General features: G+C 67.5%; 19 protein-coding genes. 17 read left to right on the top strand and 2 right to left on the bottom strand.

Annotated elements, in window-relative coordinates:
* Window positions 1–71: 71 nt before the first annotated feature.
* The 5 genes from A5650_RS09145 to A5650_RS09125 are packed head-to-tail and all read left to right on the top strand — an operon-like array spanning window position 72 to window position 7,652.
* Entirely contained in the window at window positions 72–1,478 is a 1,407-nt protein-coding gene (locus A5650_RS09145; RefSeq protein ID WP_067289396.1) for a cobyrinic acid a,c-diamide synthase CobB, read from the top strand.
* The gene (cobA, locus tag A5650_RS09140; protein WP_067289344.1) at window positions 1,475–2,680 is read left to right on the top strand and encodes a uroporphyrinogen-III C-methyltransferase; all 1,206 of its coding nucleotides are present in this window, start codon (window positions 1,475–1,477) and stop codon (window positions 2,678–2,680) included. Before A5650_RS09145 ends, cobA begins: the two co-directional genes overlap by 4 nt.
* Before the next feature lie 32 nt (window positions 2,681–2,712).
* Complete coding sequence (locus A5650_RS09135; protein WP_067289341.1) at window positions 2,713–4,305, top strand: MFS transporter; 1,593 nt, start codon at window positions 2,713–2,715, stop codon at window positions 4,303–4,305.
* A 59-nt stretch (window positions 4,306–4,364) separates the two neighbouring features.
* The gene (locus A5650_RS09130; RefSeq protein WP_067289339.1) at window positions 4,365–5,882 is read left to right on the top strand and encodes an MFS transporter; all 1,518 of its coding nucleotides are present in this window, start codon (window positions 4,365–4,367) and stop codon (window positions 5,880–5,882) included.
* A gap of 27 nt (window positions 5,883–5,909) precedes the next feature.
* Window positions 5,910–7,652, top strand: a complete 1,743-nt coding sequence (locus tag A5650_RS09125; protein ID WP_067289336.1) for a proline--tRNA ligase — start codon at window positions 5,910–5,912, stop codon at window positions 7,650–7,652.
* A gap of 86 nt (window positions 7,653–7,738) precedes the next feature.
* Here A5650_RS09125 and A5650_RS09120 read toward each other — a convergent pair whose 3' ends face one another.
* Together A5650_RS09120 and A5650_RS09115 are read right to left on the bottom strand one after the other, a co-directional pair.
* The gene (locus tag A5650_RS09120; protein ID WP_067289333.1) at window positions 7,739–8,206 is read right to left on the bottom strand and encodes a ferritin-like domain-containing protein; all 468 of its coding nucleotides are present in this window, start codon (window positions 8,204–8,206) and stop codon (window positions 7,739–7,741) included.
* Complete coding sequence (locus A5650_RS09115) at window positions 8,203–8,712, bottom strand: hypothetical protein (RefSeq protein WP_156744062.1); 510 nt, start codon at window positions 8,710–8,712, stop codon at window positions 8,203–8,205. Before A5650_RS09115 ends, A5650_RS09120 begins: the two co-directional genes overlap by 4 nt.
* 133 nt (window positions 8,713–8,845) lie before the next feature.
* On the opposite strand from A5650_RS09115, the gene rimP reads away from it, so the two are divergent.
* From rimP to A5650_RS09055, 12 genes are all read left to right on the top strand, one after another.
* Entirely contained in the window at window positions 8,846–9,385 is a 540-nt protein-coding gene (gene rimP, locus A5650_RS09110) for a ribosome maturation factor RimP (RefSeq protein ID WP_067289330.1), read from the top strand.
* Window positions 9,382–10,425: a transcription termination factor NusA gene (nusA, locus tag A5650_RS09105; RefSeq protein ID WP_067289326.1), complete on the top strand. Its 1,044-nt coding sequence runs from the start codon at window positions 9,382–9,384 to the stop codon at window positions 10,423–10,425. Before rimP ends, nusA begins: the two co-directional genes overlap by 4 nt.
* Before the next feature lie 59 nt (window positions 10,426–10,484).
* A complete protein-coding gene (locus tag A5650_RS26350; RefSeq protein WP_502687060.1) occupies window positions 10,485–10,895 on the top strand; it encodes a YlxR family protein in 411 nt (136 codons plus the stop codon).
* 78 nt (window positions 10,896–10,973) lie between these two features.
* Window positions 10,974–13,670 (top strand): translation initiation factor IF-2, encoded by a 2,697-nt coding sequence (gene infB / locus A5650_RS09095; RefSeq protein ID WP_082950679.1) that lies wholly within the window; start codon window positions 10,974–10,976, stop codon window positions 13,668–13,670.
* Between the two features lies 1 nt (window position 13,671).
* A complete protein-coding gene (gene rbfA, locus A5650_RS09090; RefSeq protein ID WP_067289319.1) occupies window positions 13,672–14,175 on the top strand; it encodes a 30S ribosome-binding factor RbfA in 504 nt (167 codons plus the stop codon).
* Entirely contained in the window at window positions 14,150–15,148 is a 999-nt protein-coding gene (locus A5650_RS09085; RefSeq protein WP_067289317.1) for a DHH family phosphoesterase, read from the top strand. Before rbfA ends, A5650_RS09085 begins: the two co-directional genes overlap by 26 nt.
* 171 nt (window positions 15,149–15,319) lie before the next feature.
* Entirely contained in the window at window positions 15,320–18,598 is a 3,279-nt protein-coding gene (locus A5650_RS09080) for an MFS transporter (protein ID WP_082950678.1), read from the top strand.
* Window positions 18,591–19,508, top strand: a complete 918-nt coding sequence (locus A5650_RS09075; RefSeq protein WP_067289316.1) for a DegV family protein — start codon at window positions 18,591–18,593, stop codon at window positions 19,506–19,508. The genes A5650_RS09080 and A5650_RS09075 overlap by 8 nt, the downstream gene beginning before the upstream one ends.
* Window positions 19,501–20,373, top strand: coding sequence for a DegV family protein (locus A5650_RS09070; protein ID WP_067289313.1), 873 nt, complete (start codon window positions 19,501–19,503; stop codon window positions 20,371–20,373). Before A5650_RS09075 ends, A5650_RS09070 begins: the two co-directional genes overlap by 8 nt.
* Window positions 20,366–21,235, top strand: coding sequence for a DegV family protein (locus A5650_RS09065; protein ID WP_067289390.1), 870 nt, complete (start codon window positions 20,366–20,368; stop codon window positions 21,233–21,235). The genes A5650_RS09070 and A5650_RS09065 overlap by 8 nt, the downstream gene beginning before the upstream one ends.
* Window positions 21,228–22,094 carry a DegV family protein gene (locus A5650_RS09060; RefSeq protein WP_067289310.1) on the top strand — a complete coding sequence of 289 codons (867 nt, stop codon included), beginning with the start codon at window positions 21,228–21,230 and terminating at the stop codon, window positions 22,092–22,094. Before A5650_RS09065 ends, A5650_RS09060 begins: the two co-directional genes overlap by 8 nt.
* Window positions 22,095–22,101: 7 nt before the next feature.
* Window positions 22,102–26,535, top strand: a complete 4,434-nt coding sequence (locus A5650_RS09055; protein ID WP_082950675.1) for a protein kinase domain-containing protein — start codon at window positions 22,102–22,104, stop codon at window positions 26,533–26,535.
* Window positions 26,536–26,552 lie beyond the last annotated feature (17 nt).

The raw sequence follows: 26,552 nt of genomic DNA, 5'->3' as shown, positions 1-26,552 counted from the left end.
GTGTCGAGATTTCCCTGCGTGTCGTGTGCAAACACGCACGTTCGCGAGGACAAAGAGACGAGGTGGCGGGCGTGAGCAGGTCGACGCCTGCCGTCGTGATCGCCGCACCATCGTCGGGTAGCGGAAAGACAACCGTCGCAACGGGTTTGATGGGAGCGCTGCGGCGGGCGGGACGAGCGGTGGCGCCGTTCAAGGTCGGCCCCGACTACATCGACCCCGGCTACCACGCGCTGGCCACGCTGCGGCCCGGCCGCAACCTCGACCCCGTCCTGATGGGTGAACACCTGATCGGCCCGCTGTACCGACACGGCAGCACCCGCGCCGACATCGCGGTCATCGAAGGCGTCATGGGCCTGTTCGACGGGCGTATCACCGAAGAAGCACGCAGCAGCGCGTTCGGTTCCACCGCCCACGTCGCGGGCCTGCTCGGCGCGCCGATCGTCCTCGTCGTCGACGCCCGAGGACAGAGCCACAGCATCGCCGCACTGCTCCACGGCTTTTCGACGTTCGACTCGTCGGTGCGCGTCGCCGGGGTGATCCTCAACCGGGTCGGCTCGCTGCGTCACGAGGAGGTGTTGCGACAGGCGTGCGAGCACGCCGGCGTGCCGGTGTTCGGGGCGATTCCGCGCAGCGACGAATTGACCGTTCCCTCAAGGCATCTGGGTCTGGTCACCGCGGTCGAACACGGCGACAGGGCTCGATTGGCGGTCGAGGCGATGACCGCGCTGGTCGGGCGTTATGTGGACCTGGTGGGTATCGGCGCGCTGGCCGAGAGCCGGGTCATCGACGACCCCTGGGACGCCGAGGAGGTGACGCCGGTCGGCGGTGATGCGACGGTCGCGCTCGCGTCGGGTAAGGCCTTCAGTTTCGGCTACGCCGAGCATCGCGAAGTGCTCGCCGCTGCGGGTGCCGAGGTCGTCGAGTTCGACCCGCTGACCGACCCTTTGCCGCAGGGCACGGACGCGCTCGTGTTGCCCGGCGGCTTTCCGGAGGAGTTCGTCGCCGAACTGTCGGCCAACGAGGTCGCGCGGACGCAGATCCGGCGACTGGCGACGTCGGGGGCGCCCGTGCACGCCGAGTGCGCGGGGTTGACCTATCTCGTCGACGACCTCGACGGCCATCCGATGTGTGGCGTGATCGCCGGTTCGGCGACGTTCACCGACCGGCTCACACTCGGCTATCGCGAGGCGGTCGTGGTGGCGGATTCGCCCTTGCACTCGATAGGTGACCGCACCATGGGGCACGAATTCCACCGCACCGCAGTCACTTTCAAGGACGATTACGCGCCCGCATGGATCTTCGCCGGTCACGACATCGCGCGCAGGCGCGACGGCGTCGTGGACGGCGCCGTGCACGCCGGTTATCTGCACACTCACCCCGCCGCGCACTCGCGGGCGATCAGCCGGTTCGTCGCCGTCGCTGCAACCTCTAAGCTCGCGCCGATGAGCCGCTCGCGAGAAGAGGATCCAAGCCAGTGACCGAGAACGCCTACCTCGTCGGTCTACGCCTGACCGGCAGGAAGGTTGTCGTCGTCGGCGGCGGCAGTGTGGCGCAGCGCCGACTACCGCTTCTGGTGGCCAACGGCGCCGACGTCGTCGTCATCGCCCGCGAGGCCACCCCCGTGGTCGAGGCCATGACCGGAATCACACTGCAGCTACGTGAGTTTCGTCCCGGCGACCTCGAGGGTGCGTGGTACGTGATCGCGGCGACCGACGACCCGGCAGTCAACGCGGCCGTCGTCGCCGAGGCCGAGGATCGCCACATCTTCTGCGTCCGCGCCGACGTGGCCATCGAAGGCACCGCGGTCACCCCCGCATCCTTCGGGTACGAGGGCTTGTCGGTCGGGGTGCTCGCCGGGGGTGAGCACCGGCGGTCGGCGGCCATCCGGTCGGCGATCCACGAAGCCATGCAGCAGGGGCTGATCGCACCGGACGAGTCGGCGACCACCGACGTCGTGCGTGGCGGCGTGGCGCTCGTCGGCGGGGGACCGGGCGATCCCGAGCTGATCACCGTCCGGGGACGTCGGCTGCTGGCGCACGCCGACGTCGTCGTCGCCGACCGGCTCGCGCCGCAGGAGCTTCTCGCCGAGATGCCCCCGCACGTCGAGGTCATCGACGCGTCGAAGATCCCCTACGGCCGGGCCATGGCCCAGGACGCGATCAACGGCCTGCTGATCGACCGCGCGAAAGAGGGCAAGTTCGTCGTGCGTCTCAAGGGCGGTGACCCGTTCGTGTTCGCGCGCGGCTACGAAGAGGTGATCGCGTGCGCCGAAGCGGGGATCCCGGTGACCGTCGTACCGGGTGTGACCAGCGCCATAGGCGTTCCCGCACTGGCGGGCGTGCCCGTCACGCACCGCCATGTGACGCATGAGTTCGTGGTGGTCAGCGGGCATGTTGCGCCGGGGCACCCCGAATCGTTAGTGAATTGGAATGCCCTGGCCGCCCTCTCGGGCACGATCGTGTTGCTGATGGCTGTCGAGCGCATCGAACTTTTCGCCAAGGCTCTGCTGGAGGGCGGGCGACCTGCGGATACGCCGGTGCTGGTGGTCCAGCACGGTACGACGGCCGCACAGCGGACTTTGCGCGCGACGCTCGCCGATGCCGCGGAACGCATCCGCGAAGACGGAATTCGGCCCCCCGCGATCATCGTGATCGGGCCCGTGGCCGCCTTCGGCGGTTAAAGGATTCTTAAGATTACTGTAAGGTAACCCGCATGACGGCTCTCAATGACGCAGAGCGTGCTGCCATGCGCCGTGACGCCGAGGGTGGGGCAAACCGAGCCTTTTCGACGCGTTCCCAGAAGAGCGCTGTTCAGTCCGCGCGGGAGCAAATCGGCAGGTCCTCGACGTGGCTGCCGTCGCGGAGGTTCATCGCGGCGGTCATCGCGATCGGTGGCATGCAGTTGCTCGCGACCATGGACAGCACGGTTGCGATCGTCGCGCTTCCTAAGATTCAGGACGAGCTGAGCCTCTCCGACGCCGGCCGTAGCTGGGTCATCACCGCCTATGTGCTGACCTTCGGCGGACTGATGCTGCTCGGCGGTCGGCTCGGCGACACGATCGGGCGTAAGCGCACCTTCATCGTCGGCGTCGCGCTGTTCACCATCGCTTCGGTGCTGTGCGGCCTCGCGTGGAACGAGGCGACGCTGGTCACCGCCCGGCTGCTCCAGGGCGTCGGCGCGGCCATCGCGTCACCCACCGCCTTGGCGCTGATCGCGACCACGTTCCCGAAGGGCCCGGCCCGCAACGCGGCCACCGCGATCTTCGCCGCGATGACCGGTATCGGCTCGGTCATGGGTCTGATCGTCGGTGGCGCGCTCACCGAGGTGTCGTGGCGATGGGCGTTCCTGATCAACGTGCCGATCGGCCTGTTGATGATCCACCTGGCCCGCAAGACGCTGCGCGAGACGAGCCGCGAGCGGCTCAAGCTGGACGCCGCGGGCGCGATCCTGGCGACGCTCGGCTGCACCGCAGCGGTGTTCGGCTTCTCGATGGGTCCCGAGCAGGGCTGGCTGTCGCCGGTCGCGCTGGGCTCCGGCCTGGCCGCGGGTGTCGCGCTGCTCGCGTTCCTCTACGTCGAGCGCACCGCCGCCAACCCCGTCATGCCGTTCGACCTGTTCAAAGACCGCAACCGGGTGGCGACGTTCGCCGCGGTGTTCCTCGCCGGCGGCGTGATGTTCACGCTGACCGTTCTGATCGGCCTGTATGTGCAGGACATCATGGGTTACAGCCCGCTGCGGGCAGGTATCGGGTTCATTCCGTTCGTGATCGCGCTCGGGATCGGGCTGGGGCTGTCGTCGCAGCTGGTGCAGATGTTCCCGCCGCGGTTGCTGGTGATCGCCGGCGGCGTGCTGGTGCTGGGCGCGATGATCTACGGCTCCACGCTCGACGCGAACATCCCGTACTTCCCGAACCTGGTCCTGCCGATCACGATCGGCGGCCTGGGCATCGGAATGATCGTGGTGCCACTGATGCTGTCGGCCATCGCCGGCGTCGGCTTCGACCAGATCGGCCCGGTGTCGGCCATCGCGCTGATGCTGCAGAACCTCGGCGGGCCCGTTGTGTTGGCGGTGATCCAGGCCGTGATCACGTCGCGCACGCTGTATCTGGGCGGCACCACCGGACCGGTCAACGACATGAACGCCGCGCAGCTGCACGCGCTGGACCAGGGCTACACCTACGGGCTGCTGTGGGTCGCGGCCGTCGCGGTGATCGTGGGCGCTGCGGCGTTGTTCATCGGCTACACCGCGTCGCAGGTTGCGCATGCGCAGGAAGTCAAGGACGCGATCGATTCCGGAGAGCTTTAGCTCGACATCGAAGTGGGGAGAGCTTTAGCTCTGAACCGCACTCGGTAGGGTGGCTGTCCATGTCTGCCGTCGGTGGTTCCTCCGAGTCGACGGACCGCCCCGTTCCGCCCGCGGCGCTGCCGCTCGCGAAGTCGGTTCTGGGCCCGGCGATCATCGCGATCACCGGCATGCAGCTCATGTCGACGCTCGACGGCACGATCGTGATCGTCGCGCTGCCTCGCATGCAGGCCGACCTCGGCCTCGCCGACGCCACCAAGAGCTGGGTCATCACCGCCTACGTCCTCGCGTTCGGCGGGCTGCTGCTGCTCGGTGGACGCGTCGGCGACGCGATCGGCCACAAGCGCGCCTTCTTGTCCGGCGTCGGGGTCTTCACCATCGCCTCGCTCGTGTGCGGCCTGGCCACCGACCCGGCCACGCTGATCGTGGCGAGGGCGGTGCAGGGCACCGGGGCAGCCGTCGCGGCACCGACCGGGCTGGCGCTGATCGCGACGACGTACGCGGTTGGCCAAGCGCGGAACCGCGCGCTGGCCATCTCTGCGGCCATGCAGGGCATCGGTTCGGTGCTCGGCCTGGTGCTCGGCGGCGCGCTGACCGTGATCTCATGGCGGTTGGCGTTCCTGATCAACGTGCCGATCGGCATCGCCATCATCGCGATCGCGGTGTTCAAGCTCGCCGAAACCCACCACGAGCGGCTGAAACTCGACATCACCGGCGCGCTGCTGGCGACGCTGGGCTGTACCTCGGCGGTGCTGGTGTTCACGCAGGGCCCGCCGCGGGGCTGGGTCGACCCGTTGGTCATCGGTGCCGCAGTCGCGTCGGCGATCTTCTTCATCGGCTTCCTGCTCGTCGAACGCACCGCACAGCACCCGATCGTGCCGTTCTCGGTGTTCGACAACCGCAACCGCGTGATGACGTTCGTCGCGCTGTTCCTCGCCGGCGGGGTGCTGTTGACGCTGACCGTGATGATCGGGCTGCTGGTGCAGGACGTCCTGGGCTACTCGGCGCTGCGGGCCGGAATCTGCTTCATCCCGTTCGCGCTGGCCTTCGGGGTGGGCACGGCGGTCGCGGCCCGGCTCGCCCCGCACGTCGCGCCGCGCTGGCTGATCCTCGGCGGCGGTCTTTTCGTCCTGGGGGCGATGCTCTACGGCTCGACGCTGGACCGCAGCATCCCGTACTTCCCCGACCTGTTCGCGCCGATCGTCGTGGGCGGCTTCGGTATCGGGGCCATCGCGGTAATCCTGCCGCTGTGTGCGATCGCGGGCGTCGGGCCCGGTGAGATCGGACCGGTCTCGTCGATCACGCTGATGGTGCAGAACCTCGGCGGCCCTTTGGTTCTGGTCGTGATCCAGGCCGTGCAGACGTCGCGCACGCTGTATCTCGGCGGCACCACGGGTCCAGTGAAGGACATGACGCCCGCCCAGCTCGACGCCCTCGGATACGGCTACACCTACTCGCTGCTGTGGGTGGCCGGTGTCGCGGTGATGGTCGGGATCGCCGCGTTCTTCATCGGATTCTCGTCCCGCGAGATCGCCGCCGCGCAGCACACGAAGGAGGCGGTGGAGGCCGGCGAGCTGTAGCCCGCGCGGTCAGTAAGGTTGTCGGCTGTGATCACCCGCATGTCGGAGCTGTTTCTGCGCACCCTGCGCGACGACCCCGCCGACGCCGAAGTGCCCAGCCACAAACTGCTGATCCGCGCCGGTTACATCCGGCCCGTCGGACCCGGGCTCTACAGCTGGCTGCCGCTGGGGCTGCGGGTGCTGCGCAAGATCGAGGGCGTCGTCCGGTCCGAGATGACCGCGATCGGCGGCCAGGAGATCCTGTTCCCGGCGCTGCTGCCCAAGGCGCCCTACGAGACGACCAACCGCTGGACCGAGTACGGCGACGGCGTCTTCCGGCTGCAGGACCGTCGCCGCAACGACTACATGCTGGGCCCCACCCACGAAGAGTTCTTCACGCTGACGGTGAAGGGGGAGTACAGCAGCTACAAGGACTTCCCGCTGCTGCTGTTCCAGATCCAGAGCAAGTACCGCGACGAGGCGCGACCGCGGGCCGGAATCCTGCGCGGCCGGGAATTCGTCATGAAGGACTCGTACTCGTTCGACGTCGACGACGAGGGCCTGCGCGCGCAGTACCTGGCGCACCGCGAGGCCTACCAGCGGATCTTCGATCGTCTGGGCGTGCGCTACGTGATCGTTTCGGCGGTGTCCGGGGCGATGGGCGGCAGCGCATCGGAGGAGTTCCTGGCCGAAAGCGAAATCGGCGAGGACACGTTCGTGCGCTGTCTGGAGTCCGGCTACGCCGCCAACGTCGAAGCGGTGACCACCGCGGTTCCGGAAGCCCTGCCGGTCGACGGCCAGCCCGAGGCCAAGGTCTACGACACCCCCGGCACCCCGACGATCGCCACGCTCGTCGAGTGGGCCAACGCCGCGCTGGACCGCACCGTCACCGCGGCCGACACCCTCAAGAACGTGATGCTCAAGGTCCGCCTGCCCGGCGGAGAGTGGGAGCTGCTGGGCGTCGGTGTGCCCGGTGACCGCGAGGTCGACGACAAACGGCTGGGCGCCGCGCTCGAACCGGCCGAGTACGCGTTGCTCGACGACGCCGACTTCGCCAGGTATCCGTTCCTGGCCAAGGGGTACATCGGCCCGAAAGCGTTGCTTGCCAACGGTGTTCGGTATCTAGTGGATCCGCGGGTGTCCGACGGCACGTCGTGGATCACCGGCGCGGACGAACCCGGCAAGCACGTCGTGGGCCTGGTCGCCGGGCGTGATTTCGTCGCCGACGGCACGATCGAGGCCGCCGAGGTGCGCGACGGCGATCCGTCGCCGGACGGGGCCGGGCCGCTGGTGAGCGCGCGCGGCATCGAGATCGGCCACATCTTCCAGCTTGGCCGCAAGTACACCGAAGCGTTCGAGGTCGACGTGCTCGGCGAGAACGGCAAACCGGTCCGGTTGACCATGGGGTCCTACGGCATCGGGGTGTCGCGGCTGGTCGCCGTCATCGCCGAACAACACCACGACGACATCGGCCTGTGCTGGCCATCGGAGGTCTCCCCGTTCGACGTCCACCTCGTCATCGCGAACAAGGACGCCGCCGCGCGCACCGGGGCCGAGGAGGTGGCCGCCGAGCTCGATCGGATCGGTGTCGACGTGCTGCTCGACGACCGCACCGCCTCACCCGGGGTGAAGTTCAAGGACGCCGAACTACTCGGGGTGCCGTGGATCGTGGTGGTCGGTCGCGGCTGGGGCAACGGCGTCGTCGAGTTGCGCAACCGCTTCAGCGGCGAGAAGCGCGAGGTCGCCGCCGACGGCGCGGCCGACGCGATCGTCGCCGCCCTGCAGTCCTAGCGCGAACGCGGGTCACCCGCACGCCTGAGGCGGCCGAAGGGTGACATGAGCCCACACTCGGCGGAAAGGGGCTACGGCGCGGGGGCCTACTCGCTGCCGCCGGGAAACGGCACCGTGACCGGCGTCGTGCCGAGCACCTGGCTCCACCGCGCCGCCGCCACCGCAGCCTGCGTCAGCGCCGTCACGCCGAAGGCGCGCTCGTGTTCGGAGGTGGCCTGCTCGACGACGGCGCGCCACGCGACGGCCGCGTCCTCCTCCATGCGGACCGCGAGTTTGGCGGCGTCGGAGGGGGTCTCCACCTTCATCGGCAGCTGGTATCCCGCTGCGGGCAGCGGACCGGCGATCGACCGGTCGCTCAGCATCTTCAGCCCGGCCTCGCGGCGTTCGCGGTGCTCGGCCATGGAGTCCGACACCAGCTTGTTGTCCTCGGGTGTGGAATGTGCCGAGACGATGCCGTACCCGTAGATGGTCGCGTGCTCGGTGGCGATCGCGTCGTACAGCGCGCCGTCCGCGGGGCCCGACGGCCGGGTGGGGGTCGGTTCGGCCGACGTCATCGCGTCTGCTCCGGTTCGGCGAGCGCGACGGTGTACGCGGCGGTGCAGGCCGCGGCGATCGACGCGAGCAGCCCGGCGCGATAGCCGCTGAGTTTGGCCGCGAGTTCGGTGGCGCTCGACGCCGACGCGCGCAGCGCATTGCGGGCGTCCTTGACCGTCGGCGGCTTTGCGGGTTCGGCGGTGGTGCTGGTCGGCGTCGAGGTGGGCGCCTCCTCCCCACGCAGGCGGACCAGTTCGTCGGACAACGCCTGGGCGTGGGCTGTGCGTTCGGCCGCCACCGCCGTCAGTGCCTGGGCGACATTGCCCCGCTCGCTGGCGGCGGCATCGGTGGCCAGCTGGCTGTCGGCGCGCGCCCGGTCGAGCTGCGCGGCGAGTTCGTCGACTTCCGGCGGCGGGGGCTGGGAGCCGCAGGCCGCCGCGGTCGCGCCCACCAGCGCCAATGCCGCGGCCGAGGCCAAAAGACGTCTCCTGCTGATGGTCGGCGGGGGGCTCGGCACGAGCAACATCTTGCCATTGCGCCGTATCCGCATCGGCGTTCGTTTGGCGTTTACCGCGACGGTGCTGGCGTATCGTGGAGTGTCGGTTCCAAGGTGTGCCGCTGGGGATCGTGTCCGGACAACTCAAGACGAGGAGCTCGCCGTGACGGAGCATTCTGCGGGATTGCCGTCGCAGAAAGAGGTGATCGAGCTACTCGACGGCGAGTTCGCGCGCGCCGGTTACGAAATCGAGGACGTGATCGTCGAACCGGCCGCGCGTCCGCCGCGCATCACGGTGGTGGCCGACGGGGACGACGGCCTCGACCTCGAATCGATCGCCCAGCTGTCCCGAACCGCCTCCACGCTGCTCGACGAACTCGACGCCCGGTCGGCGCCCTACGTACTCGAGGTCACCTCGCCCGGCGTGGACCGGCCGCTGACCACCGAGAAGCACTTCCGGCGAGCGCACGGCCGCAAGGTCGAACTGACGCTGTCCGACGGCACTCAACTGATGGGCCGAATCGGCGAAACCCGGGACGGCGTCGTGCGTTTGGTGGTGCGGGCCGGCCGGCAGGCCAACTTCTCCGTACGTGAGCTGCCGCTGGAAGGCATCTCGAAAGCTGTTGTGCAAGTTGAATTCTCGCCTCCCAATCCGCGAGAGCTGGAGCTGGTCGGCCAATCTGGGAAGGAGGCTTCGGCGTGAACATCGACATGGCCGCGCTGCATGCCATCGAGGTCGACCGCGGAATTCCGGTGGGCGAACTCGTCGAGACCATCAAATCCGCACTGCTGACCGCCTATCGCCACACCGAGGGGCACGCCGCCGAGGCACGCATCGAGATCGACCGCAAGACCGGTGAGGTCAAGGTCATCGCATCCGAGCTCGACGAAGACGGCAACACGATCAGCGAATGGGACGACACCCCAGAGGGTTTCGGCCGCGTCGCCGCGACGACGGCGCGCCAGGTGATGCTGCAGAGGTTCCGCGACGCCGAGAACGAGAAAACCTACGGCGAGTTCTCCGCTCGCGAGGGTGACATCGTCGGCGGGGTGATCCAGCGCGACGCGCGGGCCAACGCCCGCGGTCTGGTCGTCGTCCGGATGGGCAGCGAGACCAAGGGTTCCGAAGGCGTCATCCCGGCGGCCGAGCAGGTGCCCGGCGAACGCTACGAACACGGCGACCGGCTGCGCTGCTACGTCGTCGGCGTCAGCCGCGGTGCGCGCGAACCGCTGATCACGCTGTCTCGCACGCACCCGAACCTGGTGCGCAAGCTGTTCTCGCTGGAGGTTCCCGAGATCGCCGAGGGCTCCGTCGAGATCGTGGCGGTCGCCAGGGAGGCCGGTCACCGCTCGAAGATCGCGGTCACCTCGCGGGTGCCGGGCCTCAACGCCAAGGGTGCGTGCATCGGGCCGATGGGTCAGCGGGTGCGCAACGTGATGAGTGAGCTGTCGGGCGAGAAGATCGACATCATCGACTACGACCCCGACCCGGCGAAGTTCGTCGCCAATGCGCTCTCACCGGCCAAGGTGGTTTCGGTGACGGTCATCGACGAGGCGGCGCGCGCGGCCCGCGTCGTCGTACCCGACTTCCAGCTGTCGCTGGCCATCGGCAAGGAGGGGCAGAACGCCCGGCTGGCGGCCCGGCTCACCGGCTGGCGCATCGACATCCGCAGCGACGCGCCGCCCGCGGGTGCCGCCGAGCCCGATCAGGACGCGGCCCGCGGCGCCGTGGGGGACCGGTAAGCGCCGACGGCGCAACGCGTCCACGCCGACCAGCGCAGCCATTTCAAATACCAGCGGCAGTGACGGTAGACTCACCTGTGATCCAGCGCGAGACTTCGGCTTCGGCGCAACGACGCAGCCCCGACGATCCTGTCGGACCGGTGCGGACCTGCGTAGGGTGCCGGAAACGAGAGCTGGCCGTCGAACTGCTTCGAGTGGTCGCTGTCGGCAACGTCGATGGGGCTGGGAATTCTCTCAGCACCCTGACCGTTGACCCGGCGAGAAAGCTGTCGGGGCGGGGTGCGTGGCTGCATCCCACTCCACAGTGCCTCGACGCAGCAATTCGGCGGCGAGCGTTCGGTCGAGCGCTGCGCATCACCGGTTCACCGGACGTATCCGCGGTGATCGAGTATGTCGGCACTGTGAGCAGTGCGGACCCGCCCGACCTCCCGGCAACAGAACAGGTAGCGAAGAACATGAGCACACCGTGAAGTCCCGATGACCATGCGTCATAGCTAACCCGAGGCGCGGCGCCTACCACCGCTGACGCCTCTAGAGATGGAGATGTAGTGGCAGGTAAGGCCCGTGTACACGAGTTGGCCAAGGAACTCGGTGTCACCAGCAAGGAAGTACTCGCTCGTCTGAGCGAACAAGGCGAATTCGTCAAATCCGCGTCCTCCACGGTGGAGGCCCCGGTCGCGCGCCGGCTGCGCGAATCCTTCGGCGGCGGGAAACCGGCCGCTGAGAAGGTCAAAGCCGACGGAAACGGGTCGGCGGCGAAACCCGGTACGACGGCGGCCACACCGGCCGCGCCCGCCAAGGCCCCCATCCCCCAGGAGCCCGCGAAGGCTCCCGCACCCAAGCCTGCGGCGCCCGCCGCCGAGGCTCCGCCCGTCGCGCCTCCCGCGGCGGCCGCGCCTCCGGCCGCGCCCGCTGCGCCTGCGGCACGTCCCGGCCCCCGGCCTGGCCCGTCGCCGAGCGCACCCAAGCCCGCTCCGCGCGTCCCGCGCGTCGGCAACAACCCGTTCTCGACCCAGCAGCCGGTGGATCGTCCGATCCCACGGCCGCAAGGTCCTCGGCCTGGCCCCGGTGGACCGCGGCCCGGCACCCCGCGTCCGGGGATGTCCCCGAGCAACATGCCGCAGCGTCCCGCCGGCCCACGGCCCCCGCGTCCCGGTGGCGGTCCGCGCCCCGGCCCCGGCGGCGGTCCCCGTCCCGGTGCGGGTCAGGGCGGCCGTCCCGGTGGCGGCGGTGGCGGCGGCGGCAACTACCGCGGCGGTGGCGGCGGTGGTCCCGCCGGCGGTGGCTTCCGTGGTCGTGGCGGCGGTCGGCCCGGCCAGCGCGGCGGTGCGGCCGGTGCGTTCGGTCGTCCCGGTGGTGCGCCCAAGCGCGGTCGCAAGTCGAAGAGGGCGAAACGCGCCGAGTACGAGAACATGCAGGCGCCCGTCGTCGGTGGTGTTCGCCTGCCGCACGGCAACGGCGAGACCATCCGGCTCGCCCGCGGCGCCTCGCTGAGCGACTTCGCCGAGAAGATCGACGCCAACCCGGCCGCGCTGGTGCAGGCGTTGTTCAACCTCGGTGAGATGGTCACCGCGACGCAGTCCGTCGGCGACGACACCCTCGAACTGCTCGGCAGCGAGATGAACTACAAGGTCCAGGTCGTCTCGCCGGAGGACGAGGACCGCGAGCTGCTGGAGTCGTTCGACCTCACCTACGGCGAGGACGAAGGCGGCGAAGAAGACCTCGAGCAGCGGCCGCCGGTCGTCACAGTCATGGGCCACGTCGACCACGGCAAGACGCGACTGCTGGACACGATCCGTCAGGCCAACGTCCGCGAGGCCGAGGCCGGCGGCATCACCCAGCACATCGGCGCGTACCAGGTCGAGGTCGACCTCGAGGGCACCGTCCGGCCGATCACCTTCATCGACACCCCGGGTCACGAGGCGTTCACCGCCATGCGTGCCCGCGGCGCGAAGGCCACCGACATCGCGATCCTGGTGGTCGCCGCCGATGACGGCGTGATGCCGCAGACGGTCGAGGCGCTCAACCACGCGCAGGCGGCCGAGGTGCCGATCGTCGTGGCGGTCAACAAGATCGACAAGGAAGGCGCGGACCCGGCCAAGATCCGCGGTCAGCTCACCGAGTACGGGCTGATCCCCGAGGAGTACGGCGGCGACACGATGTTCGTCGACATCTCAGCCAAGGCCGGTACCAACATCGATGCGCTTCTCGAAGCGGTGGTTCTGACTGCCGATGCGTCGCTGGATCTGCGGGCCAACCCCGACATGGAGGCCCAGGGTGTGGCGATCGAGGCGCACCTGGACCGCGGTCGCGGCCCGGTGGCCACCGTGCTGGTTCAGCGCGGCACGTTGCGGGTCGGCGACTCGGTGGTGGCCGGCGACGCGTACGGACGTGTCCGGCGCATGGTCGACGAGCACGGCGACGACGTCGCCGAGGCGCTGCCGTCGCGGCCCGTCCAGGTCATCGGCTTCACGTCGGTGCCCGGCGCTGGTGACAACTTCCTCGTCGTCGACGAAGACCGCATCGCACGGCAGATCGCGGACCGGCGCAGCGCCCGCAAGCGCAACGCCTTGGCCGCCCGCAGCCGCAAGCGGATCAGCCTCGAGGACCTGGATTCGGCGCTGAAGGAAACCAGCCAGCTGAACCTGATCCTCAAGGGCGACAACGCCGGTACCGTCGAGGCGCTCGAAGAGGCCCTGCTGGGCATCCAGGTCGACGACGAGGTCGAGCTGCGGGTCATCGACCGCGGCGTCGGTGGCGTCACCGAGACCAACGTCAACCTGGCGTCGGCCTCGGACGCGATCATCATCGGCTTCAACGTCCGCGCCGAGGGCAAGGCCACCGAGCTGGCCAACCGCGAAGGTGTGGAGATCCGCTACTACTCGGTGATCTACCAGGCCATCGATGAGATCGAGAGTGCGCTCAAGGGCATGCTCAAGCCGATCTACGAGGAGAAGGAGCTCGGCCGCGCCGAGATCCGTGCGATCTTCCGGTCGTCGAAGGTCGGCAACATCGCCGGCTGCCTCGTCCAGTCGGGGATCATGCGGCGCAACGCGAAGGCCCGGCTGCTACGCGACAACGTCGTGGTGGCCGAGAACCTCACCGTGTCGTCGCTGCGCCGGGAGAAGGACGACGTCACCGAGGTCCGCGAGGGCTACGAATGCGGTCTGACACTGACGTACTCCGACATCAAGGAAGGCGACGTCATCGAGACGTACGAGCTCGTCGAGAAGGAGCGCACCTAGCGTGGCGGACCCCGCACGGGCGAAGCGACTGGCCAAACGCATTTCCACCATCGTCGCCTCGGCGATCGAATACGAGATCAAGGATCCTCGGCTGGCCGGGGTGACGATCACCGACGCCAAGGTCACCAACGACCTGCACGACGCGACGCTGTTCTACACGGTGCTCGGCGCGTCGCTCTCCGAGGAGCCGGACTTCGGTGGGGCGGCCGCCGCCCTGGAGAGCGCGAAGGGCGTGCTGCGCTCGAAGGTGGGCGCGAGCCTGGGCGTGCGCTTCACGCCCACCCTTGCGTTCGAGCGCGACACCGTGCCCGACGCGGCGGTGAAGATGGAGGAGTTGCTGGCCCGCGCCCGCGCCGCGGATGAGGAATTGGCGAGAGTTCGGGAAGGTGCCAAGCACGCAGGCGATGCGGACCCGTACCGTGTCACTGAGATGGAGGGCGACGCAGCAGCCGGGGGGCCTGACGACTCTGAGGACATCGGTGACCGCGATCGACAAGACGACTGACGCTCCGGAAGTGGGAGATCGGGTCAACGCCCGGCGCGCAGCTGAACTTCTCTCGGCGGCCGGTTCGATCGGGGTCGTCTGCCACGTCTATCCCGACGCCGACACCATCGGCGCCGGTCTGGCGTTGGCTCTGGTGCTCGACCAGGTCGGCAAGAACGTTCAGGTGAGCTTCGCGGCGCCGGACAAACTGCCCGAATCGCTGCAGTCGCTGCCCGGCGGTCACCTGCTCGTCGGTCCGGACGAGATGCGGCGCGACCCCGACCTGGTGGTCACCGTCGACATCCCCAGCGTCAACCGGCTCGGTGTGCTGCGCGGTCTCGTCGACCACGGCCGCGAGGTGCTGGTGATCGACCACCACGCCTCCAACCGGCTGTTCGGCACCGCGAACTACGTCGACGCGTCGGCCGACTCCACCACAATGCTGGTGGCTGACCTGCTCGACGCGTGGGACCAGCCGATCGACATCGGCGTTGCGCACTGCCTGTACGCGGGGCTGGCCACCGACACTGGTTCGTTTCGATGGGCCACCCCGCGCGCGCATCGGTTGGCGGCGCGCCTCGTCGAACTCGGCGTGGACAACGCCGGCGTCAGCCGGACCCTGCTCGACACCCACCCGTTCGCGTGGCTGCCGATGCTGTCGCGGGTGTTGTCCTCGGCGCAGCTGCTGCCGGAAGCTGCCGACGGCAGGGGTCTGGTGTACGCGGTCGTCGACCATCAGGAGTGGGTCAACGCCCGGCCCGAGGAGGTCGAGAGCATCGTCGACATCGTGCGCACCACTCAGGAGGCCGAGGTCGCCGCGGTGTTCAAGGAGATCGAGCCGGGCCACTGGTCGGTGTCAATGCGGGCCAAGTCCTATGACCTGTCGCCGGTCGCGAGTGGATTCGGCGGTGGCGGTCACCGCTTGGCAGCCGGATATTCGGTCTCGGGGCCGATCGATGACGTCGTCGCGACGTTGCTGAGCGCAGTCGGCTAGCAAACTTAGAGCCTCTGAGCGCAATCTCGACAGTTGTGTCCCGTCGCAGGGCAAGTATGCCCATAACTGGGAGTCTCCTGTGAGTTTTCGGAAAACCCTGAATCGGCGCCGACTGTGCGTTGACAATCGCGGCAGCAGCGGGCCACGCCCCCTCATGAGTCGAGATGCGCCATGGCGAACAGAACTGCCGCTCACTCCCGCGGGAGGCACGGCCTAGAGCGCACGACCGTCAACGGCGAGCGGCCCCCTTCCACGATCGCGACTGACCCGCTCGCCAAGAGCAGACGGCGTCTACGGGCAGGCCGACCTGCCACACCGCTAACTCAACGGCGTCAGCCCTCCCCGACAGCGGTGCTTTTGGTGGCGGCGTTTGGCGCCTTCCTCGCATTCCTCGATTCCACGATCGTCAATATCGCCTTCCCGGCCATCCAACGTTATTTCCAGGGCAGCGACATCAGCAGCCTGTCGTGGGTGCTCAACGCCTACAACATAGCCTTCGCCGCCTTCCTGGTGGCCGGAGGCAGGCTTGCCGACCTCCTCGGCCGCAAGCGGATGTTCATCTACGGCGTCGTGCTGTTCACCGTCGCCTCCGCACTGTGCGCAGCCGCCGACACCGTTGCAGAACTCGTTGCATCCCGGGCGGTGCAGGGCATAGGCGCGGCGGTTCTGGTGCCGGCATCGCTTGCCCTCGTTGTCGAGAGTTTCGATGCCGGACATCGGGCTCACGGCGTAGGCCTGTGGGGCGCCGCCGCGGCAATCGCGTCGGGCCTCGGTCCGCCCATTGGTGGTGCTCTTGTGGACGCGTCGAGTTGGCGCTGGGTGTTCTTGGTGAACCTGCCGCTGGGCGCTGTGGCCGTGTTCGTGGCGCGGCGGATGCTGGTCGAAAGTCGCGCCTCGGGACGGAGGCGCGTTCCAGACTTGAGGGGAGTGGCGTTGCTGGCCATTTCCCTCGGGTGCTTGACACTCGGGTTGGTCAAGGGCGAGGACTGGGGTTGGGCCAGCCTAGAAATCATCGGGTCGTTCTTCGCCGGCGCGATCGCGATGCTCGGGTTTGTACTGAGTTCGCAGAATCATCCGACACCGCTGATCGAGCCCGCGTTTTTGCGCCTCCGGTCTTTCACGACCGGCAACATGCTGACGCTCGTGGCAAGTGCCGGCTTCTACGCCTACCTGTTGACCCACGTGCTGTTCCTGAACTACGTGTGGGGTTACGACTTGTTGCGCGCAGGCTTGGCGGTCGCACCTGCTGCGTTCGTCGCGGCGGTTGTGGCCGCGGCACTCGGCCGCTTCGCCGATCGGCGTGGTTACCGCCTTATCATCGTCGTGGGTGCACTGATCTGGGCTGCAAGCCTGATGTGGTATATCGAACGTGTCGGTGCCACACCCGATTTCGTCGGGGACTGGCTGCCCGGCCAAATACTGCAGGGCATCGGGGTCGGAGCGACACTGCCGATGCTGGGCAGCGCGGCACTGGCCGGGTTGGCTGCGGGTGGCAGCTACGCCACCGCTTCGGCGGTGGTCAGCAGCACCCGCCAGCTGGGCGCCGTGATCGGCATTGCGGTGCTGGTGATTCTCATTGGAACGCCCGCTCCGGGAGCCGCGGAAGAGGCACTGCGGAAAGGTTGGGTCCTTGCCGCAGTCTGCTTTGTGATGGTCGCGATCGGCGCGGTGTTGCTGGGACGCACCAGCAACTGCGCCTCAGAAGCAGACCAGGTCGACGCTCCGCTGCGAATCGATCCAAACCGACGGCGATCGGCACTTGGGCTTGCCTCCCGGCACGCCGAGATTCGGCCAGCCGCGGACGGCGAGGTCGACCCGCTCGGAGCTCTGCCGCTGTTCGCTGGGTTGGACCAGGAGACGCTGAGAGCGCTGAGAGGCCACGCCGAACAGATTGAACTGGAGGCGGGAAAGTACCTCTTCCGGGAAGGCGAGGCGTCCGATTCGCTCTACGTGGTTCGGAACGGCCGCTTGCAGGTGCTCCAAAACGATGTCGTCGTAACGGAATTGGGCCGCGGCGAAGTCGTCGGCGAGCTTGGGTTGCTGATCGCCGCGCCCCGTTCCGCGTCGGTCCGCGCCGTGCGCGACTCCACGCTGGTGCGACTCACCACGGCCCAATTCGATGGCATTGCGAACGCGGGCGTGCTTCGGACGCTGGTCGGAGTCTTGGCGACGAGGCTGCATGAGGCTCCGCCGGCTGCGTTCCCGCGCACACCGACGCCACAGGTGGTCGTCGCGGTTGTCGGCATCCACGCCGGAGCGCCGGTGCAGATGGTGGCCACCGAACTGGTCAGCGCACTATCGGACCGCCTGCAAGTCGCGAACCCGGGTCGCGTGGACCGTGACGGATTGGAACGCGCCGAACGGGTGGCGGACAAGGTGGTGCTGCACGCCGACGTCGACGAGTCCGGGTTCCGTGACTTCTGCCTGCGGTCGGCCGATCGCGTTGTGCTGGTGACGGCTGACCCGGAACCGCCGTCGACCCCGCTGCCGACACGAGCGGTGGGTGCTGACCTCGTTCTGACGGGACCGCCCGCCAACCGCGAACAGCGGCGCGCATGGGAGGAATTGCTAACGCCGCGCTCGGCGCATACCGTTCGTGCCGCGCACGCCACAGCGGACCTACGCCCGCTCGCTGCGCGCGTCGCGGGCCGCTCGATCGGGCTCGTCCTCAGCGGCGGGGCCGCGCGGGCATTCGCTCACCTCGGGGTGCTGGAGGAATTGGAGGCGGCCGGGGTCACGGTTGACCGTTTCGCTGGAACCAGTATGGGAGCGATTATCGCGGCGGCCGCAGCCACCGGAATGGACGCCGCTGCTGTCGACGCGCACGTCTACGAGTACTTCATTCGCAACAACCCGACGAGCGACTACACCTTGCCGAGCAAGGGGCTCATCCGCGGGCGGCGCACGTTGGGTGCCCTCGAAAGCGTTTTCGGAGGGACGCTTATCGAGGAACTTCCGAATGAATTCCGTTGCGTCAGTGTCGATCTGCTCGCCCGACGGCCCATCGTGCACCGTCGAGGACCGCTCGCTGAGGCAGTCGGCTGTTCCCTGCGGGTGCCGGGTTTGTACGCACCGATCATCCACGACGGCACCCTGCACGTCGACGGCGGCGTGCTCGACAATCTGCCCGTCACCGCGCTGTCCGGCCAGGAGGGCCCGTTGATTGCGTCGAGCATCGGCACCGGCCACGCCTCCGCGGCGACGTCCGAGCGCGTCCCGCGGGTGCCGAGCGTTGTCGACACGCTGATGCGCACCATGACGATCGGCAGCGCGATGGCAACATCCGCGGTCTTGGCGCACGCCGATGTGGCGATCCACGTCGATACGAGCACCATCGGATTCCTGGAATGGCACCAGATCGACCGCGCCCGCGAAGCGGGTCGAATCGCGACTCGTGAAGCCTTGCCGCAGATCATCGACGTGATAGACGGTGTGCACACACATGCCTGACGTCGCAGTGGTCACCGACAGCACCTCCGCGTTGCCGACCACACTCTGCGAGAGTCTCGGCATCACGGTGGTGTCGATGTATTACGACATCGATGGCAGCGCGTCGCCCGAAGGCGGCCACGAGGTGCCCGGTCGTGGGATGCGCGAGGCGGAGTTCGACGGTGATTTCGGACGGTTCTTTGCCGAACTCGACGCGTCGAAGAGCGTCGCGACGACGTCGCCTCCCACCCTCGAGGACCTCATCACCGTTTTCGAACGGTTGCTGCAAGACCACAGCGCCGTGTTCTCCGTCATTCTCGGCTCGAACTTCTCCCCGGCCTGCTCGCTCGCCCGGGAAGCGGCCGCACAGATCGAATCGGAGCGCGGCGGCGGCTCGCGGCTGGGGGTGATGGACTCGGCTGGCACGGCAGGTTTCCTGGGGGTTCAGGCAATTGCCGCGGCCCGCGCCGCGGCGGCGGGAGCCGACCTCGAGGGCGTGATAGAGCAGGCGCGCCAGGCCCGCCAAGAGGTTCGGATGTGGTTCATTCTCGACACGCTTGAGTACATCCGGCGCGGCGGCCGGATCGGCACCGCGGCAGCATGGATCGGCTCGGCGCTTGACCTCAAACCGATAATGGCCGTCGAATCTGAGATGAAGGCTGTCGAGCGTGTGCGCACGCGCAGGCGGGCTGTCGAGCGGCTATTCGAACTGATGCGCCAGCGTCGGGCGGTCGGCGCCGATCGCTGGTTCATCAACCATGCGTCCGCTTACGAGGACGCAATGCAGCTGGCCGACCATCTTCGTGAACTGTTCGGCTCAGAGCCGGAATTCGTCTGCGAGGTCGGCCCGGTACTCGCAACGCACGCCGGTCCTGGGATGTTGGGGGTCGGAAGTCTTCCCGGCACGGCGATGGGGTACGCACTTGGCTGACGTCGCTGTGGTTACCGACAGCACCAGCTGCCTGCCGGGTGCGCTCGTAGAGCGCCTCGGCATCACGGTGGTGTCGCTGTATTACAACGTCGGTGGTGGTTGGTTGCGCGAGTCGGATTTCGACGGTGATTTCGCACAATTCTATGAGGCACTCGACGCATCGAGAAGTGTCGCGGCGACGTCGCCGCCCACCGCCGATGATTTTGTCGCGGTATTTGACTCGCTGCTGCGGCAGCACAGCGCTGTCGTCGCGGTGCTGATCTCCTCAGGGCTTTCCGAGACCTGCTCGCTGGCTCGCCACGCCGCCGCCACGTTCGGCGACGACGGCGAGCGCGTGGAAGTCATCGACTCGGCAGGAACCGCCGGTCACCTGGGTGTTCAGGCGATGGCGGCGGCACACGCGGCCGCCGAAGGGCAAGACAAATCGGGAGTGACCGTGGCGACACGCCGCGCGCGCCACGAGGTCAGGCAGTGGTTCGTTGTCGACACGCTCGAGTATCTGAGGCGCGGTGGTCGAATCGGGGGCGCGGCGGCATGGCTCGGCTCGGCGCTCGATCTCAAGCCGATCTTAATGGTCGGATCAGAGTTCAGGGCGATCGAGCGCGTGCGTACGCGCAGGCGCGCTGTCGAGCGATTGGTGGAGCTGATGCACCAGCGCCGGGCGGTGGGTGCGGAACGGTATTTCATCAATCACGCGGACGCTTACGAGGACGCGATGCGGCTGGCCCAGCGCCTGCGTGAGCTGTTTGGCTCAGAGCCCGAATTCATCTCCGAGCTCGGACCCGTAGTCGCAACAAACGGCGGCCCAGGAGTGCTGGCCGTCGGCAGTGTTCCCGGCGCGGCGATGGGATACGCGCTTGGCTGACATTGCCGTTGTTACCGACACCACCAGCTACCTACCGGAGCCGCTTGTCGAGCGGCTCGGTATCACAGTTGTGTCGCATTACTACGACCTCGGCGCTGGTTGGCTGCACGAGTCCGAATTCGACGGTGACTTCGGACGGTTCTATGCCAGATTGGACGCGTCGAAAAGCGTTGCGACGACGTCATCGCCCACCGTTGATGATTTCGTCACGGTTTTTGCCAGGCTCTTGAAGCTGCACAGCGCCGTCGTGGCGGTGTTGGTTTCCTCAGCCCTCTCTGAGACCTGCTCGGTGGCTCGGCAGGCGGCCGCGCGGCTGGAGGCTGACGGCCGTGGTGGCGAACGGGTGGAAGTGATCGACTCGGCGGGCGCCGGGGGCCAGGAAGGTGTACAGGCGATGGTGGCGGCTCGGGTGGCCGCCGCAGGGGAAGACGCCCCGGGGGTTGCGGCGGCGACGCGCCGAGTGCGGCAGGAGGTCAAACAGTGGTTTCTCGTCGACACGCTTGAGTATCTAAGACGCGGGGGACGAATCGGCGGCGCGGCCGCATGGCTGGGCTCGGCACTCGATCTCAAACCGATATTGACCTTCGAGTCGGAGCTCCGGGCCGTCGAACGCGTGCGCACGCGCGAACGCGCTGTCGAGAGGTTGGTGGAGCTGATGCGCCAACGCCATGCGCTCGGCGCCGATCGGTGGTTTGTCCAGCACACCGACGTGCACGAGGATGCGCGGCAGCTCGCAGGGCGCCTGAGCGAGCTCTTCCGCACGGAGCCGGAGTTCATCTGCGAGATGGGACCGGTATGCGCAACTCTGCTCGGCCCCGGTGTGCTGGTGGCCGGCGGTTTTCCGGGGAGTACGTATGGCTGACGTCGCTGTGGTTACCGACAGCACCGGCTACCTGCCAGGCGAGCTCGTCGACAGTTTCGGCATCACGGTGGTGCCGCAGTACTACGACTTGGGAAAGGGCGCGCTGCGCGAATCGGAGTTCGACGGTGATTTCGATCGGTTCTATGCGGCGCTCGACTCGTCGAAGACTGTTGCCAGGACGTCGCCGCCGACCGTCGAGGATTTCGGCGTGGTTTTCGATCGGCTGCTGGAGCAGCACAGTGCCGTGGTTGCGGTCTTGATCTCCTCAGGCATTTCCGAGACGTGCTCGATGGCTCGGCGCGCAGCCGAACAGTTCGGCACTCAGGACCACCCCGAGCGGTTGGTGGTGATCGATTCAGCCGGCGCCGGCGGCCATCTTGGGCTCCAGGTGCTGGCGGCGGCGCGTGCCGCGGCGGAGTCAGCCGAGCTGGGTCGGGTGATCGAGCGGATCCATCAAGCCCGCAGAGATGTTAGGGGCTGGGCACTGGTGGAAACCCTCGAGTACCTCCGGCGGAGCGACCGGATAAGCAGTGTGGCCGCGTGGATTGGCTCTGCGCTCGATCTCAAACCGATCCTGGCGTTCGAATCCGAGCTCAGAGCCGTTGATCGGGTACGCACGCGCAGACGCGGGGTCGAGCGATTAGTCGAGCTGATGCGTCAGCGCCGCGCGGTGGGTGCCGACCGTTGGTTCGTCCAGCATGTGCACGCTGCCGAGGATGCGCAGCTGCTCGCGAAGCGTTTGCACGCCATGTTTGGTACGGAACCAGAATTCATCTCTGAGGTCGGCCCGGTGGTCGCAACGCACGTCGGTCCGGGAACGCTTTTCGTCGGCGGGCTACCCACCGCGGCGTTGAGGTGACAGGCCGATGAGCACCGCAGCAAGCGCCGAATGCAGTAAGTGCGGGTCCCTGAACCGGCCCGAGGCCAGATTCTGCGGTAGTTGTGGCGCCGCGATCGTGGCCGACGTCGAATGCGCGGGCTGCGGAGCGCGCAAGCCACGTTCGCAGCGCTTCTGTGACGAGTGTGGCACCGCACTGGGCACCCACCACGAACCGGTGCAGCGCGCCGAAGCGCCGGTGCCCAAGACACTTTCGGACGGGCGTTACACGCTTGGGCAGCTGCTCGGCGAAGGTGCCGGCAAGCGGGTTTATCTGGCCATCGACACGCGTCTGCAGCGGGAGGTGGCGGCCGCGGTGTTGAAGGCCAGTGGGTCGGATGAGACCGCAATGCGCCGTGCACGTCGGGAAGCCGCAGCGATGGCCAAGCTCGGCGAGCATCCCAATGTCGTGAACGTGTATGACTTCGGCGAAGAGGCGGGCCAGCTCTACTTGATCAGCCAATATATGTCGGGCGGTGACCTTTACCGCCTGCTGTCGGAGGCGCCAGATCACCGGCTCGCCATCACGGAGGTGGTGCGGCTCGGGAGCGAAATCGCCAGTGGCCTCGCACACGCTCATGCCCACGGTGTTGTGCACCGTGATGTCAAGCCTCAGAACGTGTGGCTTTCGCCCGACGGCACTGCGAAGATCGGCGATTTCGGTCTCGCGGTCGCGGAAGGCGGCACGCGCATGACGGCCGAGGGAACCATGATCGGAACAGTCGCATACATGGCACCCGAGCAGGGCCTCGGTCGCGGTTCCGACGCGCGTTCGGACATCTACTCCCTGGGTGCGCTGCTGTACGAATTACTATGCGGGATACCTCCCTTCGTGGGCGAGTCAGCGGCTGCGGTTGTTTCCCAACATGTTTCGGCTACACCTGTCGCACCAAGCGGGCATCGCAACGGTGTTCCGGCGGCGCTCGACCAGTTACTGCTGAGAATGTTGGCGAAGTCGCCCGACGGCCGACCCCAACACGCAGCCGAGGTCTGCGATGCGCTGGGAGTGATCGCCGCTGTGGTTTCCGGTGGTGATACCGGGAGCCAGGACGTCGCGGCCCTCGATCGGATCACGGACAGCGGCTTTGTGGGACGCCAGCGGGAGAGTCAAGCAGTGCGGGCGGCGATCGACGACGTAATTGGCCGTCGCGGGCGCACAGTGCTGGTCACCGGCGAGCCGGGAATCGGAAAGACCCGGCTCGCGTCGGAGGCGGCGGCATATGCCGCCATGCGGGGCATGCAGGTTCTCTGGGGCCGCTGCTATGCGTCAGTGGGTGCGCCTCCCTATTGGCCCTGGGTGCAAGTGATCCGGGACTACACGCGTGACCACGACGCCGAGACAGTAGCTTCTGATCTGGGATCTGGTGCATTCGAGATCGCACAGATCGTCTCCGAGGTGCGCGACCGGGTGCCGGAGATCACGGAATCGCCGCCGCTCGACGCGGAGCAGGCACGATTTAGGCTGTTCGATTCGATATCGAGATTTCTGCTCGGCGCTTCCGAACGCGAGCCGATCGCGATCTTCCTCGAAGATCTGCACCAGGCCGACCGTCCGTCGCTGATGTTGCTTTCGTTCGTCGCGCGCGAGCTGGCTCGCTCTCGTGTGTTTCTGCTGGGCACCTACCGCGATGACGAGCTGCCCGCCGACCATTACCTGAACGACGCTGTCACCGCACTCAGCAAAGAGCGCGGCTCCACACACATCAGGCTGCGTGGGCTATCCGATCACCACGTCAAGGCGATGCTCGAAGCGGTCCTGCAACAACCGCTCGAGCAACGAAGCGAACTCGCGCTTGCAGACGCGGTTTGCCGAGAATCGGAGGGTAACCCGTACTTCGTCGAAGAGATCATCCGTCATCTGATCGACTCGGAAGTCCTCGACTGGCGCGACGGTCGCTGGGTCACCAACATCCGTGACGGCGAAGAGTTCGGGATTCCTCGGGGTGTCCACGAGGCGGTCTCCCGCCGGTTGGGGAAACTGCCTGCCGAGGCGCTCGAGTTGTTGTCAACGGCGGCGGTGATCGGCCGCGAGTTTGATTTGCAGATCCTGACGCATGTGAGTGGGCTGGAGGCAGACGCCGTGCTGATGTGCATGCAGCCGGCACTCGACGGGGCCATTGTTCGCCAGGCCACAGGCGAACCGGGAAGGTACGTCTTCGCGCACGGCGCAACTCGCGACGCGCTGTACGACGACCTCTCTCCGCTGCGCCGCTCCCAGCTTCACATCGCCACCGGCGAGGCGCTCGAGGAGATTCATGAGGATCGGATCGAGTCTCATTTGTCTGCGATCGCATACCACTTCGCGAAGGCGGCTCCACAAGGCGATGTCGCGAAGGCAGCCGACTATGCGTGGTGGGCGGGCGAACGCGCGGCAGCAACGTATGCCTATGAAGACGCCGTCAACCTCTATGCGACGGCGCTTCGGCTTTTTGACACGCTGCCCGAGGAGCCGCAGCGCCGGTGCGATCTGCTGCTGGCGCTCGGGGATGCGCGCTGGCGGGCCGGCGAAGCCAAAGGTGCGCGAGAAACGTTCGGTGAGGCGGCGTCGATCGCACGTGAGCTCGCGTTGAATAACCATTTCGCCCGAGCCGCGCTCGGCTACGGCGGTGGGCCGGGAGGCTTCTCGATTACCGATCGTGCCGATGAACAGCTGGTGGCGCTGTTGGATGAGGCCCTCGAGATGCTGCCCGCCCGGGACAGCGCGCTGCGGGTAACAGTCCTTGCCCGGCTGGCCCTCGAGCTCCGCTGCAAGGGAGCCCTCGAGGACGCCGACCGGGCAAGCGCACAGGCAATAGAGATGGCTGAGCGTGTCGGCGACACAAAGATCCTGCTACTGGCCATGCACAGTCGCCAGTGGTCGACGCTGGGGCCCGACCGGATCGACCAAGCGATTGCATCGGGTGAAGAGATGGTGCGGCTTGCCCGGATCGTCGGCGACCGCGACATGGAATTCGAGGGTCACCAACTACGGCTGATCGCGCTTGCACAGCTGGGCGACTTCCGCGCTGTCGACGAGGCGATCGCGGCGTGTGACCGACTGGCCGGGGAACTACGCCAGCCGCGCTACCAGTGGCAGACGGCGGTGTTCCGCACGATGCGAGCGCTGATGCAGGGTCGATATAAGGAGTCGGAACGTCTCGCGAAGACGGCGCTGTCGATCGGCCAGCGTGCCGAACCAGAGATCGCGACCGTTGTGTTCGGCGCGCACTCGTTCCTGACCCGGCTCGCGGATGGCACCCTCGAACTGCTGCGCGACGCCGCTCGCGAGGCCGCCGCACGCTACGGTCAGGCGTGGCCGGCGTCGTACGTGTGGCTGCTGACCGAGATCGGCCAGCTCGATGAGGCGTGCGCCGGATTCGCTGAGCTTGCGGCGGACGGCTTCCAAGCGCTCCGGCGCACCACGGACTGGTTGACATCGGTCTGCGTGCTTTCAATGGCGTCGATCCCGATCGGTGATCGCAAAGCCGCAAACGCGCTCTACGAACTGCTCGAACCCTATGCAGACCGCTGCACGTTATTCCTCGCCGGAGCCGGGTGCCTCGGGTCCAACCACACCTTCCTCGGATTCGCCGCCTCGGCCGCGGACCGGCATCGGGACGCGGCAGAACACTTCGAACTCGCTCTCGCACGTAATGCCGAGATCGGCAGCGAATACGTGACACCCAGGGTCTGCTACGAGTACGCCCGCACGTTACTGCGCAGATCTGTGCCGGGCGATCGGGAAAAAGCAATGAGTCTGATCGACCGGGGGCATGCCATGGCACGGCGCAACGGCATGCCCGTCGAGGTGGAACGACTCGCCCGTCTGCGGGAGGAGCACCGAGAGACGACGCCGACGCTGGGATGGTCGGCACTCGAGAGCGTTGCGCAGTCCGTCGAGTTGACACGGCCCGATCTCCGGGGCGTAGCCGCGCCCGACGGGACGGTCACGATCATGTTCTCGGATATCGAAGGTTCCACCGCCCTCACCGAGGAGCTCGGTGACGAGCGGTGGCTCAAGCTCCTGCACCGCCATAACGCGCTGATCCGTCGCCATCTCGCAGGGAACCGCGGTTTCGAGGTCAAATCACAGGGGGATGGATTCATGGTCGCGTTCGACAGCGCCGGCAATGCGCTGCGTTGTGCGATCGCGATCCAGCGAGATTTGGCGGCGCGTCGCGATGAGTCCGGCAATCAGCTACTGCGCGTCCGGATCGGACTGCACACCGGAGAGGTGATCAAGGAGCGGGAGGACTTCTTCGGACACACCGTGATCCTCGCGGCACGGATTGGAGCGAAGGCGAAGGGCGGCGAGATCCTCGTGTCTGCGGTACTGCGCGGACTGGTCGCCGGCAGCCACGAATTCCAGTTCGGCGCAAACCGGGACGAGCAACTCAAGGGACTGCGCGATCCCGAGCGGGTCTATGAGGTGTGCTGGGAATAGCCGATACGGATGTGCGG

This window comes from Mycobacterium sp. 1164985.4 (assembly GCF_001668575.1).
GTDB lineage: Bacteria > Actinomycetota > Actinomycetes > Mycobacteriales > Mycobacteriaceae > Mycobacterium.
The sequence above is the reverse complement of the archived record's forward strand: the minus strand, read 5'-3'. Positions and strand labels throughout refer to the sequence as shown.

What these genes read in the sequence shown, in the direction of transcription:
- A5650_RS09135 (WP_067289341.1), top strand. Translation starts at nt 2,713, where the DNA reads ATGACGGCTCTCAATGACGCAGAGCGTGCTGCCATGCGCCGTGACGCC.
- A5650_RS09130 (WP_067289339.1), top strand. Translation starts at nt 4,365, where the DNA reads ATGTCTGCCGTCGGTGGTTCCTCCGAGTCGACGGACCGCCCCGTTCCG.
- A5650_RS09120 (WP_067289333.1), bottom strand. Translation starts at nt 8,206, where the DNA reads ATGACGTCGGCCGAACCGACCCCCACCCGGCCGTCGGGCCCCGCGGAC.
- A5650_RS09115 (WP_156744062.1), bottom strand. Translation starts at nt 8,712, where the DNA reads ATGTTGCTCGTGCCGAGCCCCCCGCCGACCATCAGCAGGAGACGTCTT.
- A5650_RS09080 (WP_082950678.1), top strand. Translation starts at nt 15,320, where the DNA reads ATGGCGAACAGAACTGCCGCTCACTCCCGCGGGAGGCACGGCCTAGAG.
- A5650_RS09075 (WP_067289316.1), top strand. Translation starts at nt 18,591, where the DNA reads ATGCCTGACGTCGCAGTGGTCACCGACAGCACCTCCGCGTTGCCGACC.
- A5650_RS09060 (WP_067289310.1), top strand. Translation starts at nt 21,228, where the DNA reads ATGGCTGACGTCGCTGTGGTTACCGACAGCACCGGCTACCTGCCAGGC.
- A5650_RS09055 (WP_082950675.1), top strand. Translation starts at nt 22,102, where the DNA reads ATGAGCACCGCAGCAAGCGCCGAATGCAGTAAGTGCGGGTCCCTGAAC.